15 protein-coding genes are annotated in these 16,165 nt (G+C 63.0%); 12 read left to right on the top strand and 3 right to left on the bottom strand.

Features of this window, described 5'->3' with window-relative positions:
- The first annotated feature begins 14 nt into the window (after positions 1-14).
- The 5 genes from QN413_RS01595 to QN413_RS01575 all read left to right on the top strand — a co-directional run bounded on the left by QN413_RS01595 (position 15) and on the right by QN413_RS01575 (position 6,108).
- Complete coding sequence (locus QN413_RS01595) at positions 15-2,426, top strand: 3-hydroxyacyl-CoA dehydrogenase/enoyl-CoA hydratase family protein (RefSeq protein WP_323494921.1); 2,412 nt, start codon at positions 15-17, stop codon at positions 2,424-2,426.
- Between the two features lie 122 nt (positions 2,427-2,548).
- Positions 2,549-3,745 (top strand): acetyl-CoA C-acyltransferase, encoded by a 1,197-nt coding sequence (locus QN413_RS01590; protein WP_323494920.1) that lies wholly within the window; start codon positions 2,549-2,551, stop codon positions 3,743-3,745.
- Between the two features lie 74 nt (positions 3,746-3,819).
- Positions 3,820-4,653 carry a thioesterase family protein gene (locus QN413_RS01585; RefSeq protein ID WP_323494919.1) on the top strand — a complete coding sequence of 278 codons (834 nt, stop codon included), beginning with the start codon at positions 3,820-3,822 and terminating at the stop codon, positions 4,651-4,653.
- 51 nt (positions 4,654-4,704) lie between these two features.
- Positions 4,705-5,298, top strand: a complete 594-nt coding sequence (locus tag QN413_RS01580) for a 2-hydroxychromene-2-carboxylate isomerase (RefSeq protein ID WP_323494918.1) — start codon at positions 4,705-4,707, stop codon at positions 5,296-5,298.
- Between the two features lie 30 nt (positions 5,299-5,328).
- A complete protein-coding gene (locus tag QN413_RS01575) occupies positions 5,329-6,108 on the top strand; it encodes an enoyl-CoA hydratase (RefSeq protein WP_323494917.1) in 780 nt (259 codons plus the stop codon).
- 34 nt (positions 6,109-6,142) lie between these two features.
- Here QN413_RS01575 and QN413_RS01570 read toward each other — a convergent pair whose 3' ends face one another.
- Genes QN413_RS01570 through QN413_RS01560 form a run of 3 tightly spaced genes read right to left on the bottom strand, consistent with a single transcriptional unit; the run spans position 6,143 to position 8,724 of the window.
- Positions 6,143-7,210, bottom strand: a complete 1,068-nt coding sequence (locus QN413_RS01570) for a dihydrodipicolinate synthase family protein (RefSeq protein WP_323494916.1) — start codon at positions 7,208-7,210, stop codon at positions 6,143-6,145.
- A gap of 24 nt (positions 7,211-7,234) precedes the next feature.
- Complete coding sequence (locus QN413_RS01565; protein ID WP_323494915.1) at positions 7,235-8,299, bottom strand: NAD(P)-dependent oxidoreductase; 1,065 nt, start codon at positions 8,297-8,299, stop codon at positions 7,235-7,237.
- Positions 8,296-8,724 (bottom strand): acyl-CoA thioesterase, encoded by a 429-nt coding sequence (locus tag QN413_RS01560; RefSeq protein WP_323494914.1) that lies wholly within the window; start codon positions 8,722-8,724, stop codon positions 8,296-8,298. Before QN413_RS01560 ends, QN413_RS01565 begins: the two co-directional genes overlap by 4 nt.
- A 43-nt stretch (positions 8,725-8,767) precedes the next feature.
- Here QN413_RS01560 and QN413_RS01555 point away from each other — a divergent pair, with 43 nt between their 5' ends.
- The 7 genes from QN413_RS01555 (at position 8,768) to QN413_RS01525 (ending at position 16,105) form a co-directional block, all read left to right on the top strand.
- Entirely contained in the window at positions 8,768-10,624 is a 1,857-nt protein-coding gene (locus QN413_RS01555; RefSeq protein WP_323494913.1) for an ABC transporter ATP-binding protein/permease, read from the top strand.
- 36 nt (positions 10,625-10,660) lie between these two features.
- Positions 10,661-11,599 carry a 2-hydroxyacid dehydrogenase gene (locus tag QN413_RS01550; RefSeq protein WP_323494912.1) on the top strand — a complete coding sequence of 313 codons (939 nt, stop codon included), beginning with the start codon at positions 10,661-10,663 and terminating at the stop codon, positions 11,597-11,599.
- A gap of 49 nt (positions 11,600-11,648) precedes the next feature.
- Positions 11,649-12,626: a LysR substrate-binding domain-containing protein gene (locus QN413_RS01545; protein ID WP_323494911.1), complete on the top strand. Its 978-nt coding sequence runs from the start codon at positions 11,649-11,651 to the stop codon at positions 12,624-12,626.
- Between the two features lie 300 nt (positions 12,627-12,926).
- Complete coding sequence (locus tag QN413_RS01540) at positions 12,927-13,823, top strand: transporter substrate-binding domain-containing protein (protein WP_323494910.1); 897 nt, start codon at positions 12,927-12,929, stop codon at positions 13,821-13,823.
- 97 nt (positions 13,824-13,920) lie between these two features.
- Positions 13,921-14,649 carry an amino acid ABC transporter permease gene (locus tag QN413_RS01535; protein ID WP_323494909.1) on the top strand — a complete coding sequence of 243 codons (729 nt, stop codon included), beginning with the start codon at positions 13,921-13,923 and terminating at the stop codon, positions 14,647-14,649.
- A 2-nt stretch (positions 14,650-14,651) separates the two neighbouring features.
- Positions 14,652-15,341, top strand: coding sequence for an amino acid ABC transporter permease (locus QN413_RS01530; protein ID WP_323494908.1), 690 nt, complete (start codon positions 14,652-14,654; stop codon positions 15,339-15,341).
- A 26-nt stretch (positions 15,342-15,367) separates the two neighbouring features.
- Positions 15,368-16,105 (top strand): amino acid ABC transporter ATP-binding protein, encoded by a 738-nt coding sequence (locus QN413_RS01525; RefSeq protein WP_187054872.1) that lies wholly within the window; start codon positions 15,368-15,370, stop codon positions 16,103-16,105.
- Positions 16,106-16,165 lie beyond the last annotated feature (60 nt).

Raw genomic sequence — 16,165 nt, 5'->3', positions numbered from 1 at the left:
ACGCCGAACAAATCATGTCCACATTCAATGTAAAAAAAGTCGCGGTGCTCGGTGCCGGCGTCATGGGCGCGCAGATCGCGGCGCACCTCGTCAACGTGCGCGTGCCGGTCGTGCTGTTCGACCTCGCCGCGAAAGAAGGGTCTAAGAACGGCATCGTCACGCGCGCCATCGACAACCTGAAGAAGCTCAAGCCGGCCCCGCTCGGCGACGTGGCCGATGCGGCGTTGATTGAAATCGCCAACTACGAAGACGACCTGGCCAAGCTTGGCGATTGCGACCTGGTGATCGAAGCGATCGCCGAGCGCATGGACTGGAAGCTCGACCTGTACAAGAAGATCGCGCCGCACGTCGCCAAACACGCGATCCTGGCGTCGAACACCTCGGGCCTCTCGATCACCAAGTTGAGCGAGGCGTTGCCCGAACAATTGAAGCCACGCTTCTGCGGAATTCACTTCTTCAACCCGCCGCGCTACATGTTCCTGGTCGAGTTGATCAACACGCCGACCACGCAGCCCGTGGTGCTCGACCAGCTTGAAACTTTCGTCACCAGTACGCTCGGAAAGGGCGTGGTGCGGGCGCACGACACGCCCAACTTCATCGCGAATCGCGTGGGTATCGCCGGCATGCTGGCGACGTTGAAGGAAGTCGAGAAGTTCGGCCTCACGCCGGACATCGTAGACGACCTGACGGGCAAGAAACTCGGCCGCGCCAGCTCGGGCACCTTCCGCACTGCCGACGTGGTGGGCCTCGACACTTTGGCGCACGTGGTCAAGACCTTGCAGGACAACCTGAACGCCGAGAGCGATCCGTTCTATGCCAACTTCACGACGCCGCCGGTGCTCGCCAAGTTGCTGGATTTGGGCAACCTGGGGCAAAAGACCAAAGCGGGTTTCTTCAAGAAAGTCGGTCGCGACATCCTGCGCTTCGACCTGAAGGCCAATGAAGGCCAGGGTGGTTACGTGCCTTCCGGCGAGAAGGCGGACGAGGTCTACGGCCGCATGTTGAAACGCCCGCCGGCGGAGCGGCTGAAGCTGCTGCGCGAAAGCGAGGGCCCGCAAGGCCAGTTCCTGTGGGCGATCTTGCGCGACAGCTTTCACTACGCCGCGGTGCATCTGGCGACCATCGCCGAGAGCGCGCGCGATGTCGACTTCGCGATGCGATGGGGCTTCGGCATGAAGCAGGGTCCGTTCGAGCTGTGGCAAGAGGCGGGATGGCTGCAAGTCGCCAAGTGGATTCAGGAAGACATCGATGCCGGCAAGGCGCTGAGCACGGTGGCGCTGCCGAAGTGGGTGTTCGAAGGTGCCGTTGCCAAGGCCGGCGGCGTGCACACACCCGAAGGTTCGTGGAGCGCGTCGCAAGGTCAGTTCGTGCCGCAACGCAAGCTGCCGGTGCATGCGCGCCAGTTGTTCCCCGAGAGTGTGCTGGGTTCGAACGCGGTGGACGCCAACCAGGCCGGCACCACGATCAGCGACGAAGGCGATGTGCGGGTATGGACGCTCGATGGCGACGTGCTCATTGCGAGCATCCACTCGAAGATGCACGCCATCAGCCCCGACGTGGCGGAGGCGCTGGGCGCCGCGGTCGAGCTGGCCGAAGCCGAATACAAGGGCCTGGTGATCTGGTCGCCCGACGAGATGTTCTCGGTCGGCGCCGATCTGCAGGCGATGCTGCCGGCCTTCGTGGTCGCCGGCATCGGCGCGGTCGAAGGGGCAGAGGCCGAGTTGCAAAACGTCATGCTGAAGATCCGCTATGCGAGCGTGCCGGTGGTCTCGGCCGTTCGCGGCCTGGCACTGGGCGGCGGTTGCGAGCTGGCGGTGTATTGCGCAAAGCGTGTCGTCGCGATGGAAAGCTACATCGGCCTGGTCGAGGTCGGCGTAGGCCTCATCCCCGGTGCCGGTGGCCTGACGTACATCGCGCGCCGTGCGGCCGAGAGCGCCGAAGCATCGACTGGCAGCGACCTGCTGCCGTTCCTGACCGAAGGCTTCACGGCCGCCGCGATGGCCAAGGTCGGCACCGGCGCGATCGATTCGAAGAAGCTCGGCTACCTGCTCGACAGCGACGTGATCGTGCCGAACAAGGACGAGCTTCTCTACGTCGCGCTGCAGCAGACGAAGGCGATGGCCGATGCCGGCTACCGCGCGCCGTTGCGCCGCACATTCCGCGTGGCCGGCCGAAGCGGCGCTGCGACGATCAAGGGGCAGCTGGTCAACATGCGCGACGGCGGCTTCATCAGCGCGCACGACTTCCATATCGCCAGCCTGATCGCCGGCGTGGTCACGGGCGGCGACATCGATGCCGGCTCACTGGTGACCGAGGCGTATCTGATGACGCTGGAACGCAAGGCCTTCTGCTCGCTGATCGTCCATCCGAAGACGCAGGAACGGATCATGGGGATGCTGAGCACCGGGAAGCCGGTGCGGAACTGAGCAAGAGAGCATGACCGCGCGCACGTCCTTGTCGAATCCCCTCTCCCGCAAGCGGGAGAGGGAACAAATCTGATGCCTCTCCCGCTTGCGGGAGAGGGGACCCATACAAAGGAATCAACGCCATGAAACAACTCCAGGACGCCTACATCGTCTCCGCCACGCGCACGCCCATCGGCAAATCGCACCGTGGTTTCTTCCGCAACTACCGCCCCGACGACCTGCTCGCGACCACCTTGCGCGCCGCACTCGCGCAGGTGCCGCGGCTCGACCCTAAGGCCATCGAAGACATCATCTGCGGTTGTGCCATTCCGGAGTCGCAGCAAGGCTTGAACATCGCGCGCATCGGCGCGGTATTGGCAGGGTTGCCGAACAGCATCGGCGGCATCACGGTGAATCGTTTTTGCGCGTCGGGCCTCTCTGCGGTGCAGATGGCGGCCGACCGCATTCGCGTGGGCGAGGCCGACGTGATGATCGCGGCCGGCGTCGAGAGCATGAGCATGGTGCCGATGATGGGCAACGCGCCGTCGCTGTCGCCATCGATCTTCGAACGCGAGGGCGACGTCGGCATCGCGTACGGCATGGGCCTGACGGCAGAGAAGGTCGCGCAGCAATGGAAGGTGAGCCGCGACGCGCAGGATGCGTTCGCGCTCGCATCGCACCAGAAGGCACTGGCCGCGCAGAAGGCCGGGGAGTTCGCCGACGAGATCACGCCGATCGAAGTGACCGACCGTGCGCCCGATCTTGAAACCGGCGAGTCGATCGCGAACAGCCGCATCGTCAGCCTCGACGAAGGCGCGCGCCCTGACACGTCGATCGAAGGCCTGGCCAAGCTGCGCACCGTGTTCGCCGCCCGCGGCACGGTCACGGCCGGCAACAGCTCACAGACCTCCGACGGCGCCGGCGCGCTCATCCTCGCCAGCGAAAAAGCCTGCAAGCAATATGACCTGACGCCGCTCGCGCGCTTCGTCAGCTTCGCCAGCAAGGGCGTGCCACCGCACATCATGGGCATCGGACCGATCGAGGCGATCCCAGCTGCATTGCGATATGCCGGACTGAAGCACGAAGACATCGACTGGTTCGAGCTGAACGAAGCTTTCGCGGCGCAATCGCTCGCGGTCATCAACACGCTCGGACTCGATCCGACCAAGGTGAATCCGATGGGCGGCGCGATCGCGCTCGGTCATCCGCTGGGCGCGACGGGCGCTATCCGTTCGGCGACAGTCGTTCATGCGCTGCGGCGCAAGAATCTGAAATACGGCATGGTCACGATGTGCGTGGGCATGGGGCAGGGCGCTGCAGGAATTTTCGAAAGAGTCTGAGCCTCGAGGCCATCGGCCACATCGGAAAACGACGGGCGCTGCAAACAACGAAAACAACGAAGAGACGGACACCGATGACAGAGCACCCCTTCGACAAGGCATTGGCGCTGAAGCACAGCGATCTGCGCGTTGGCCAGTTCGCTGGCGCCACCAGCCCGGATTACTGGAACATGGTCGGCCCGTTCGGCGGCATGACCGCGGCGCTCGTGCTGCAGTCCGTGCTCCAGCATCCGGACCTGTTGGGCTCGCCGATCGCGTTGACGGTCAACTTCGCAGCGGCCATCTCGGCTGGGCCGTTCGAAGTGCAAGCCATCGCGGTGCGCACCAATCGGTCGACGCAGCACTGGACGGTGCAAATCAGCCAGCCCGACGCCGACGGTACACCGCAAGTGAACACCACCGCGACGGTCGTCACCGCCGTGCGGCGCGAGACCTGGAGTCAGAACGATTTGCCCATGCCCGACGTGCCGCCGCCCGACAAGGTGTCGCGCATGAGCATCGGCCCGGCAGGCGTCGCGTGGATTCAGCTGTACGACATGCGCCCGGTCAGCGGTGCGGTGCCGACGATGTGGGACGGCAGCGGCGAGCACAGCGAAACTGTTTTGTGGCTGCGCGACGCCCAACCGCGCGCGCTCGATTTCGCATCGCTCACGGCCATGAGCGACATGTTCTATCCGCGCGTCTGGCTCCGTCGCGCCAAGGTCGTGCCGGCCGGCACGGTGTCGATCACGACCTACTTCCACACCAGCGCAGCGCAACTGGCCGAGGTCGGCTCCGGCTATCTGCTGGGCCGCGCGAGCGCACAGCAGTTTCGCAACGGCTTTTTCGATCAGACGGCCGAACTCTGGAGCGAAGAAACCGGTGCGCTACTGGTGACTTCAAACCAGATCGTTTACTACAAAGAGTGATCGAAGAATGACGGCAAGAATGTCGGAACGAACGGCAAAAGAGGAAACACCATGACAGACAAGACCATCGAGTTCTACTTCGACTTCGGCAGCCCGGCTGCTTACCTCGCGGCAACCCAGCTGCCGCACATCGCGGCCGACACCGGCGCGACGCTGGTATGGAAGCCGATGCTGTTGGGAGGCGTGTTCCAGGCCACCGGCAATCACTCGCCAGCCGACATCAAGCCCAAAGGGCCGTACATGAACGCCGACCTGAAGCGCTTTGCCAAGCGCTACGGCGTGCCGTTCGCGCACAACCCGCACTTCCCCATCAACACGCTGCTGCTGATGCGCGGTGCGACCGGCATGCAGATGCAGCATCCCGAACGTTTCGCCAGCTATGCCGACGCGGTGTTCCAGGCGATATGGGTCGACGGCCTGAACATGAACGACCCCGCCACGGTGGGCGGCGTGTTGCAGGCCGCTGGTTTCGACGCGGCCGAACTGGTCGCGCTGGCCAACGCACAAGCGACCAAAGACCAGCTCAAGGCCACGACGCAAGAAGCCGTGACGCGAGGCGTGTTCGGCGCTCCGACGATGTTCGTCGGCGACGACATGTTCTGGGGCCAGGACCGCCTGGATTTCGTGCGCGAAGCCTTGGCCTGACCCTAATCAATTCCCCATTGAAACACTGACATGACCCACATCCTCAGCCACACCGAAGCCGGCGTCTTGACGCTCACCTTCAACCGCGTCGCGCGCAAGAACTCCATCACCGGGGCGATGTACGACACGCTCGCCACCGCGCTCGAAAAAGCGGCGGACGACAACGCCGTGCGCACCGTGCTGATCCAGGGCGACCCGACCATCTTCAGCGCCGGCAACGACATCGCCGACTTCATGGCGGCCGCCGCCGCACCGGCGCAGCAGACCGAAGCCGACTCGCCTGCGATTCGTTTCCTGCGTGTGATCGCGGCGTTCCCCAAGCCGCTGGTCGCCAGCGTCTGCGGCCCCGCCGTCGGCATCGGCACCACATTGCTGTTCCATTGCGACCTGGTCTACGCGGGTGACAACGCGGCGTTTTCACTGCCCTTCGTCAACCTCGGCCTGGTGCCGGAAGCAGCGTCGAGCATGCTGGTGCCGCAGATGTTCGGCTACCACCGCGCGGCCGAAGCGCTGCTGCTGGGCGAGCCTTTCATGGCCGAGGCCGCGCTCGAAGTCGGGCTGGTCAACCGTGTCGTTCCGCCGATGGAATGCAACGGCATCGCGCAGTCGCAGGCACGCAAGCTGGCGGCCAAACCGCTGACAGCGCTGGTCGAGACCAAGCGCCTGCTCAAGCTGTCTCAGCAGGCTGCCGTCCAGGAGCGCATCGGTGTCGAGGGCAAGAGCTTCGCGACGGCCATGCGTTCGCCGGCGGCAAAGGAAGCGTTCACCGCCTTCATGGAAAAGCGCAAGCCGGACTTCTCGAACGTCTGAGGCGCCTGCGCCATGTGGCGTGGCGCTGCGCTGTTCAGTCCAGCCAGCGCGCGAGGTTGGCACGCACGAAGGCATCGTCCCCCAGATCACCATGCAGGCGGTAGACCCGGTCGATTTCTTCGGCCTGGCCCGCACCGAGCCCTTCTGTGGAGTCGAGGCACCAGATGCCTTCAAGCAAGCCTTGACGCCGCAGCACTTCATGGCAGCCGGCAATGCAGCCCGCAAAGTTGTTGCGCACGTCGAAGAACGCCGCGTTGCTGTCGGTCACACGCGAGTCGAGCGCCAGCAGGTCGGGGCTGAGCATGCCGCCGTTCGCTGCCAGCTCCGCCTTGATGCGCGCCAGCTGCTTGACCGCACTCGATGTCCACACCGACCAATGGCCTAGCAACCCGCCGCGAAACCGCACCGTCACCGGCTCGCCGTCGCGCATCGCCGTGAAAGGCAACGCCAGGTCGAGCACGATGTGGTCGTCGTTGCCGGTGTAGAGAAACACGCGGTCTTCGGCCCGCGCATCGACCACGCCGCGCACCACGTCGATCGTGCGATAGCGATCGAACGGCGCGACCTTGATCGCCAGCACATTGGGGATCGAAGCGAAGCGGCGCCAGAAGTCGCTGGACAAGATCGGCCCGCCGACCGCAGTCTGAAGATAGAAGCCGACCAGCGGAATCTCCTGGCTCACCGACTCGCAATGCGCGATCAATTCGTCTTCTGACGACGATGCCAGTGCGGCCAGGCTCAGCAGGCCGGCGTGGTAGCCGAGACCGACGGCCGTCTGCGCTTCGGCGCGTGCCTGCGCCGTGCCACCGCACAGGCCGGCCACCATCGCCATCGGCCGTGAGGTCCAGGCGCGCTGGTCTTCGATCGCCGCGCGCAACACGGGTTCATACAAGCCGCGCTCGCGAATGCTGAATTGCGTGGTGTGCACGCCTACCGCAAGACCACCGGCACCGGCATCGACGTAGTAGCGCGTGAGTCCGCGCTGGCGACGGCGGTCGAACTGGCGCTGCGCGTCGAGCGCGAGCGGGTGGGCGGGAATCACCGTGCCTTGCGCCAAAAGCGCGAGTACATCGGCGGGCAGATCGGATCGGTTCAGCGGCATGGATCGACCTCCAAGAATCGGCGTTCAATACTTGCCATCGCGCGCCTCGAACTTGGTCGGCTTGCCATACAAGCGTTGCTCGCGTGCGATCCAGTCGGCCACCCAACCGATGAGCTGCGACAACGGCACCTTGGGGTAGCCGAAGAGCCGCTCGGCTTCGCTGGTGTTCATGAGCCAGGCGGTCGGCGCTTCTTCGCCCTTGATCTGCACCGGCTTGTCGAAGCGGCGTCCGAACTCGGCGGCAAGCCAGCGGATCGAAGTCGTCTCGGGCCCGCTCACGTTGATCGGCGAGGTCGGCACCGTGGCGACCGCGAGGCATCGCAACGCCTGCGCGTTAGCGTCGCCCTGCCAGATCACGTTGACGTGGCCCATCGTGACGTCCACCGGCTCGCCGCGCCACACCTTGAGCGCCACATCGGCCAGCACGCCGTAGCGCATGTCGATGGCGTAGCTGAGCCGGAGCAGTCGGCCGGGTGTGCCATGCGTTTGCGAAAAATACTCGAACATGCGCTCACGCCCGACGCACGAGTTGGCGTATTCACCGGGCGGATTCGGCGGCAGATCTTCCGCTGCGCCCTGCCCGATGACCGGCACGAACGGGTACACGCACGCCGTCGAGAACGCCACGATGCGCGAGGCCCTGAAGGCATCGGCGACGAGAGCCGGAACGTGCGTGTTCATGGCCCAGGTCAGCGGGTTGTTGGCGTCGGCGCCGAACTTGCGGCCGGCCATGAAGATCACGTTGGGGCACTTGGGCAACGCGGCGATGGCCACGGCGTCGAGCAGATCGCAGGCAATGGTTTCGATACCGTGCGCTTCAAGCATCGTGCGCACCTCGGTTTCGCTGAAGCGGGCGACAGCGATCACACGGCGCGAAAGTGGCAGCGCGTTGCGCGCGAGCCGTGCCAGCGTCGGCCCCATCTTGCCGCCAACGCCGAGGATGATCAGGTCGCCGTCGACTTTGGCGAGGTCGTCGATCAGGTCACGCGATGGTGTGGCCAGGAAGTCTTCGAGCGCCTGTTCGGTTTCGAAGTGCGTGGGGAAGTCGCGCGCATGGAGCAACGCGGTGGGCGGTGTGGTGGCGGTCATGCGTTGTCCCGCTCGATCACCCGGGGCCGTCCGTTGTCGTCGATCGCCACATAAGTGAACGTGGCCTGCGTCACCTTGAGATAGTCGCCCTGCGCGGTGAACCGCTCGGCGAACACCTCGACAGTGACCGTGATCGAGGTGCGGCCGATCTTCACCAGCTTCGAATAGAACGACAGGATGTCGCCAAGCCGCACGGGCTGCTTGAAGACGAATTCGTTGACCGCCACGGTGGCCATGCGCCCCTTGGAATAGCGCGCGGGAATCACCGATCCGGCCAAGTCGCACTGGGCCATGACCCAGCCGCCGAAGATGTCGCCGTTGGCGTTGACGTCGGCTGGCATCGGGATGACCTTGAGCACCAGTTCCTGGTCGAGCGGCAGGCTCTTCAGGGTGGCGACCGCGTTGGCACTTGGAGATTCGGACATGGGCACAATCTGAGGCAATAACTACAAACACGATTGTCCACCCATGCGTCGAAGCGGCGAAACCATGCCCCCCCCTTCCATGCCGGTTACCGATGCCTCCGGCGTGGTCGGGCACCCTCCCGCCCGCAGCGACCGATCCGACTGGGCCACGCTGCGCCGTCTCTTCCCGTACCTCTGGGAATACAAATGGCGGGTGATTGCCGCGCTGACATTCATGATCGGCGCCAAGGTCGCCAACGTCGGCGTACCGGTGCTGCTGAAGAATTTGGTCGACACCATGACGCCGAAGCCCGACATGGCGCAGGCGCTGCTGATCGTGCCGATTTCCCTTTTGCTGGCGTACGGACTGCTGCGCTTTTCGACATCGCTGTTCGGTGAGTTGCGCGAGTTGGTGTTCGCCAAGGCAACGGAAGGTGCAGCGCGTCGCATCTCGCTGGAGGTCTTTCGGCATCTGCATGCGCTGAGCCTGCGCTTTCACCTCGAGCGCCAGACCGGCGGCATGACGCGCGACATCGAGCGCGGCACGCGTGGCGTGCACTCGTTGATCTCGATGTCGCTCTACAGCATCGTGCCGACCATCATCGAACTGGTGCTGGTGCTGAGCATCCTGGGCGTCAAGTTCGATTCGCTCTTCGTCTGGATCACCGGCGTCGCGCTGGTCATCTACATCAGCTTCACCGTGACGGTGACCGAGTGGCGCACGCAGTTTCGCAAGCAGATGAACGAGCTGGATTCGGTCGCGCAAAGCCGTGCGGTCGATTCGTTGCTCAACTACGAGACGGTCAAGTACTTCAACAACGAGGAGTTCGAGGCCAGGCGTTACGACGCCAGTCTCGACCGCTACCGCAAGGCCGCGATCAAGAGCCAGCGCACGCTGTCGATGCTCAACACCGGCCAGCAACTGCTGATCGCGGTGAGCCTGGTGCTGATGCTGTGGCGTGCGACGTCGGGCGTGGTCGAAGGGCGCATGACGCTGGGCGACCTGGTGATGGTCAACGCCTTCATGATCCAGCTCTACATTCCGCTCAACTTTCTCGGCGTGATCTACCGCGAGATCAAGCAGAGCCTGACCGACCTCGACAAGATGTTCGTGCTGATGGAGAAAGACCGCGAGATCCAGGATTCTCCGGGTTCGCGCCCGTTGGCAGGGCGCGACGCGACCGTCCGTTTCGAAGACGTCAGCTTTGCCTACGAGCCGGAGCGGCCCATCTTGAAGCACGTCACCTTCGAGATCCCTGCCGGCAAGACGGTCGCCGTCGTCGGCCCTTCGGGCTCGGGCAAGTCGACCTTGGCGCGGCTGCTCTATCGCTTCTATGACGTGCAGCAAGGGCGCATCAGCATCGGCGGCGAAGACATTCGCGAGGTCACGCAATCGAGCGTGCGGCAGGCGATCGGCATCGTGCCGCAAGACACGGTGCTCTTCAATGACAGCGTCGAATACAACATTGCCTACGGTCGACCGGGCTCGACGCGCGAAGAGGTCGAGGCGGCAGCCAGGGCCGCACGCATTCACGACTTCATCGTCGCCACGCCGAAGGGCTACGACACGCCGGTGGGCGAGCGCGGGCTCAAGTTGTCGGGCGGTGAAAAGCAGCGTGTGGCCATCGCACGCACGCTGCTCAAGAACCCGCCGATCGTGATCTTCGACGAGGCCACCTCGGCGCTCGATTCGGCCAACGAGCGCGCGATCCAGAGCGAATTGAAAAGCGCTGCGCAGAACAAGACCACGCTGGTCATCGCGCATCGCTTGTCGACGGTGGTCGATGCGCACGAGATCCTCGTGCTCGAAAGCGGTGTCATCGTCGAACGCGGCACGCACGCCGACTTGCTGGAGCGCAAGGGCAAGTACGCCCAGATGTGGACCTTGCAAAAGATCGAAGCGGCACCGGTGGTGCTTTGAATATTTTTCGCCATCCTTCCAGGAGCTGAATCAACAATGTCCGAGAAGATTTCCGTGTTGTCGCTCAACACGCTGTCGAGCGAGCATCAGGGTCGCATTGCCGAGCTTTACGACTTGACCTACGCGCCGACGAACGAAGAGCGCGCAGCCGCCATCGCGGCACACGGGCCGAAGTTTCGCGCCGTGCTCACCATCGGCGTGCTCGGGCTGACGGCCGCCGAGATGAACGCGATGCCGGCGCTCGAAGTGGTGTGCTGCATGGGCGCGGGCTACGAGCTGGTCGACGTCGACGCGGCGCGTGCGCGGGGCATCGCGCTGGCCAACGGCCAGGGCACCAACGACGATTGCGTCGCCGACCACGCCTTCGGGCTCCTGATCGGCGCGGTGCGCGGCTTTCACATGCTCGACCGGTTGTGCCGCGAAGGCGTCTGGCGTCTGGCGATCCCGCAGCCGCCCAACGTGTCGGGCAAGCGGCTCGGCATCCTCGGCATGGGCACCATCGGCGAGAAGATCGCCAAACGCGCCGCCGGCTTCGACATGACCATCGGCTATCACAACCGCAAGCCGAAAGAGGGCTCGCCGCACCGCTACTTCGACAACCTGAAAGCACTGGCCGAATGGTCCGACATGTTGGTCTGCGCGGCACCGGGCGGCGCGGCGACGAAGCACATCGTCGATGCCGAAGTGCTCGACGCGCTGGGGCCGAAGGGCTTCCTGGTCAACATCGGCCGCGGCAGCATCGTCGACACCGAGGCGCTCGCGACGGCGCTGCGCGATGGCCGCCTCGGAGGTGCCGGCATCGATGTGTACGAAAGCGAACCGAAGCGTCCTGAAGCATTGATCGGGCTCGATAACCTGATCCTCACACCGCATCTGGCGGGCTGGTCGCCAGAGGCCACCGAGGCGTCGTTTAAGCGCTTCCTGGAAAACGTCGAAGGGCATTTCGCCGGACGCGGCGTGGTCACGCCCATTTGAGGGGCGCGCCGCTTTGGGCGCTCATGCCCAAAGAACATAATCCGCTTCCATGGAAACCAAGTGGCTCGAAGACTTCGTCAGCCTGGCTGAAACCCGCAGCTTCAGCCGCTCCGCCCAACTGCGGCACGTGACGCAACCGGCGTTCTCGCGCCGCATCCAGGCGCTGGAGGGATGGGCCGGTACCGATCTCGTCGACCGCACCTCGTACCCCACGCGGCTGACACCTGCGGGGCAGACTTTGTATGGCCAGGCCATCGAAATGCTGCAGGGCCTGCAGAGCACCCGCGCCATGCTGCGCGGCCATTCGGCGGCGGCGCACGACGTCATCGAATTCGCCGTGCCGCACACGCTGGCGTTCACTTTTTTTCCGGCCTGGGTGACCAGCCTGCGCTCGGAGTTCGGGCCGCTCAAGAGCCGGCTGATCGCGCTCAACGTGCATGACGCGGTGCTTCGGCTGGTCGAAGGCAGTTGCGACTTGCTCATCGCCTATCAACATCCGTCGCTGCCGCTGCAACTCGATGCCAATCGGTATGAGCAGGTGAGCCTGGGGGAAGAGGTCATGGCGCCGTGGGTCAAGCCCGACGCCGATGGCGCGCCGCGCTGGCGCCTGCCGGGCCGGCCTGGGCAGCCGTTGCCGTATCTGGGTTACGCGCCGGGGGCCTATCTGGGGAGCATGGTCGACCAGTTGCTGAAGAGTTCGGCGACGCCGATCCATCTCGACCGTGTGTATGAAACCGACATGGCCGAAGGTTTGAAGGCGATGGCGCTCGAAGGCCATGGCATCGCCTTCTTGCCTTACAGCGCGGTAAGAAAAGAAGTGCGCGCGCGCAAGCTGGTCAGCGCCTTGCCGCCCGAGATCGACACGCTCGAAGTCACGATGGAAATCCGGGCCTACCGCGAAACGCCGACCGCACCGTCAGCGGCGAAGACCGGCCGGGGCAAAGCCGCTGCCGAGGCGAGCGTGCAACCCAAGACGGCGGCCGACGCGCTCTGGGCGTATCTGGTGTCGCGGCAGCCGGCGCCGTGATGTTCAGGGCGCGCAGAAATCATGAGGGATGCGCATAACGAGGCCCGCAAATGGCATTGGCCCTGGTTGCGTCTCGTCCTACAGTGGTGCCAATTTCCTTCAGCGTGTGTGCAGGCACAAAGACTGCTTAGTTGTTTGTGATCAACTGAGTACCGCCTGACCGCACCAAGGCGATGCGAACGGCGATGGGCAAGGCTGGCGGTGGTGCACTGTGCACCGGGTTGGCCCGGGTGTTCCCGAAAACGTGAATGCCTAAAATTTAGTTGGTTTTCTTTCGGTTTTCTTTCAGGAGTGGATTAAATGAAAAAGCAAATAGTGGTGACGGCAATCTCGATGCTGCTCGCAGGTGGGGCATTTGCACAGGCCAACGACACGCTGGCCAAGATCAAGGCAGCAGGCAGCATCACGGAAGGTGTTCGCGAATCGTCGGGCCTCTCGTACACGCTGGGCAACGGGCAGTACACGGGCTTCCATTACGACGTCTGCGCCAACATCATCAAAGACCTCGAAAAGACGATGGGCAAGAAGCTCGAAACCAAGTACCAGCCGGTCACTTCGCAGAACCGTGTGCCGCTGGTGCAAAACGGCACCGTCGACATCGAGTGCGGCTCGACCACCAACAACGCCACGCGCGCCAAGGATGTGTCATTTGCCGTCACCACGTACGTCGAAGAAGTGCGCATCGCGGTCAAGGCAAATTCGGGCATCACGTCCATCAAGGACCTGAACGGCAAGACCGTCGCGACGACCACGGGCACGACCTCGGTTCAGACCTTGCGCAAGAACGAACGCGCTGGCGGCATCGACTTCAAGGAGCTCTACGGCAAGGACCATTCCGACAGCTTCCTGCTGCTCGAATCGGGCCGCGCAGATGCTTTCGTGATGGACGGGTCCATCCTGGCGTCGAACATCGCCAAGGCCAAGACGCCTTCCGATTACAAGATCGTCGGCGAAGTGCTGAGCGTCGAACCCATCGCGATCATGATCCGCAAGGACGACCCTGCGTTCAAGAAGGCAGTGGACGACAGCATCAAGGCGCAGATCAAGAGCGGCGAGCTCGCCAAGCTGTGGGACAAGTGGTTCATTCAGGCCATTCCGCCCGCCAACGTGAAGATCGGCCTGCCGCTTTCCGACGCGACCAAGGCAGCGTGGGCCAACCCGAACGACAAGCCAATGGAAGACTACGCGAAGAAGTAATTCGCATCCCCTGAAACATCGCGCCACGCCCACCCTTTCGGTGGGCGTTTTTCAATACGGCGCGTCAGAACAATGAACGAGGAACAGGAGCGCTTCGATGGGATCGAACTGGGATTGGCAGGTCTTCTTGACGGACCCGGGTGGCAAGTACCCTACTTACTTGCAATGGATGCTCTCCGCTTGGGGCTGGACCGTGTCCGTCTCGATATTGGCGTTGATCGTCGCGCTCGTCATGGGCTCGCTGATCGGCATCATCCGCACCTTGCCCGACAGCCCCTGGCTGGTTCGACTGGGCAACGCGTGGGTCGAGCTCTTTCGCAACATTCCGCTGCTGGTGCAGATCTTTCTCTGGTATCACGTCATCCCGGCTTTGATTCCTGTCATGAAGGGCGTGCCACCCTTCGTGCTGGTGGTGCTGGCACTGGGCTTCTTCACCTCGGCCCGCATCGCCGAGCAGGTTCGCTCCGGTGTTCAGGCGTTGCCCAAGGGACAGCGTTACGCGGGCATGGCGGTCGGCTTCACGACGCCGCAGTACTACCGCTACGTTCTGCTGCCAATGGCCTACCGGATCATCCTGCCGCCGCTCACCAGCGAAGCTATGAACATCTTTAAGAACTCGTCGGTGGCGTTTGCCATCTCGATTTCTGAATTGACTATGTTTTTCATCCAGACAACCGAAGAAACTTCACGTCCTTACGAGATGTTTATTGCAGTGTCTGGGCTCTATATCGTCTCCGCATTTGCGATAAATCGAATCATGTCGTTTATCGAGAAGCGAGTTCGTATCCCAGGCTTTGTGGTCTCGACAAGCGGCGGAGGACATTGATCATGGGCAATCTTGATCTTTCCTTCTACAACTGGGACGTCATCAGTTCTTTCGTTCTGCACGGGCTGTATTTCAGTGTGATCCTGACGGTGATAGCGACCATTGGTGGAGTTATCTTGGGCACGTTGCTAGCGCTCATGCGTTTGTCCGGCAAGGCATGGCTCGACGTACCTGCTGCGATTTACGTGAACGGCATGCGCAGCATTCCGCTTGTGATGGTGATCTTGGGATTCTTCCTTTTGGTCCCCGCAACTTTCTATTCAACGTTTGGGCGTTGGGGCTTGGAACATCGAACTGAGCTATCAGCGTTGATTACGTTTGTTGCGTTCGAAGCCGCTTACTTCAGTGAAATCATGCGCGCCGGCATCCAATCGATTCCGCGTGGCCAAGTGCATGCCGGAATGGCGGTGGGCATGACATATGGCCAGAACATGAAGCTGGTCGTATTGCCGCAGGCCTTCCGCAACATGCTGCCGGTGTTGCTCACGCAAACCATCATCCTGTTTCAGGACACCTCGCTGGTCTACGCCATCGGTGCCTACGACTTGCTCAAGGGAATCGAAACGGCGGGCAAAAATTTTGGTCGACCGGTCGAGGCCTATCTGCTCGCTGCCGTCGTTTACTTTGTGCTGTGCTATGCGCTCTCCTTCTGCGTCAAGCAGCTGCACAAGAAGATCGCCATCATTCGCTGACCTGGAGATAAAAGATGTCTGAAAACATGATCGAAATCAAGAACGTATCCAAGTGGTACGGCCCGGTTCAGGTGCTGAACGAATGCTCCGTCAACATCGCCAAGGGCGACGTGGTGGTGGTATGCGGCCCGTCGGGTTCCGGCAAGTCGACGCTTATCAAGACGGTGAACGCACTCGAGCCTTTTCAAAAGGGCGAGATCACCGTCAACGGTATTGCCCTTCACGACCCCAAGACGAACCTTCCCAAGCTTCGCTCCAAGGTCGGCATGGTGTTCCAGCACTTCGAACTGTTCCCCCATCTGTCGGTGACCGAGAACCTGACGATCGCGCAGATCAAGGTGCTGGGCCGCAGCCCTGCCGAAGCCAAGACGCGCGGCATGAAGATGCTCGACCGCGTGGGTTTGATGGTCCACAAGGACAAGTTCCCGGGCCAGCTCTCCGGTGGACAGCAGCAACGCGTGGCGATCGCCCGCGCGCTGAGCATGGACCCGATCGTGATGCTGTTCGACGAGCCGACGTCCGCCCTCGACCCCGAGATGGTCGGTGAGGTGCTCGACGTGATGGTGACGCTCGCCAAGGAAGGCATGACCATGATGGTCGTGACGCATGAAATGGCGTTCGCCCGCAAGGTTGCGAGCCGCGTGATCTTCATCGACGTGGGCGGCCGCATCTTGGAAGACTGCGCCAAGGACGAGTTCTTCAGCCATCCTGAGAACCGTCAGCCGCGGACGAAGGATTTCTTGAACAAGATCCTGCAGCACTAGCTCGCCCCCAGGTCGCTGCGCACTTCGTGTCGCTGCTCCCACCCCCTGCCGGGGGCGACA

It is taken from the genome of Variovorax sp. LG9.2 (genome assembly GCF_035018885.1).
In the GTDB taxonomy this organism is placed as follows: domain Bacteria; phylum Pseudomonadota; class Gammaproteobacteria; order Burkholderiales; family Burkholderiaceae_C; genus Variovorax.
Note: the sequence above shows the minus strand (reverse complement) of the source record. Positions and strands in the feature narration are given on the sequence as shown.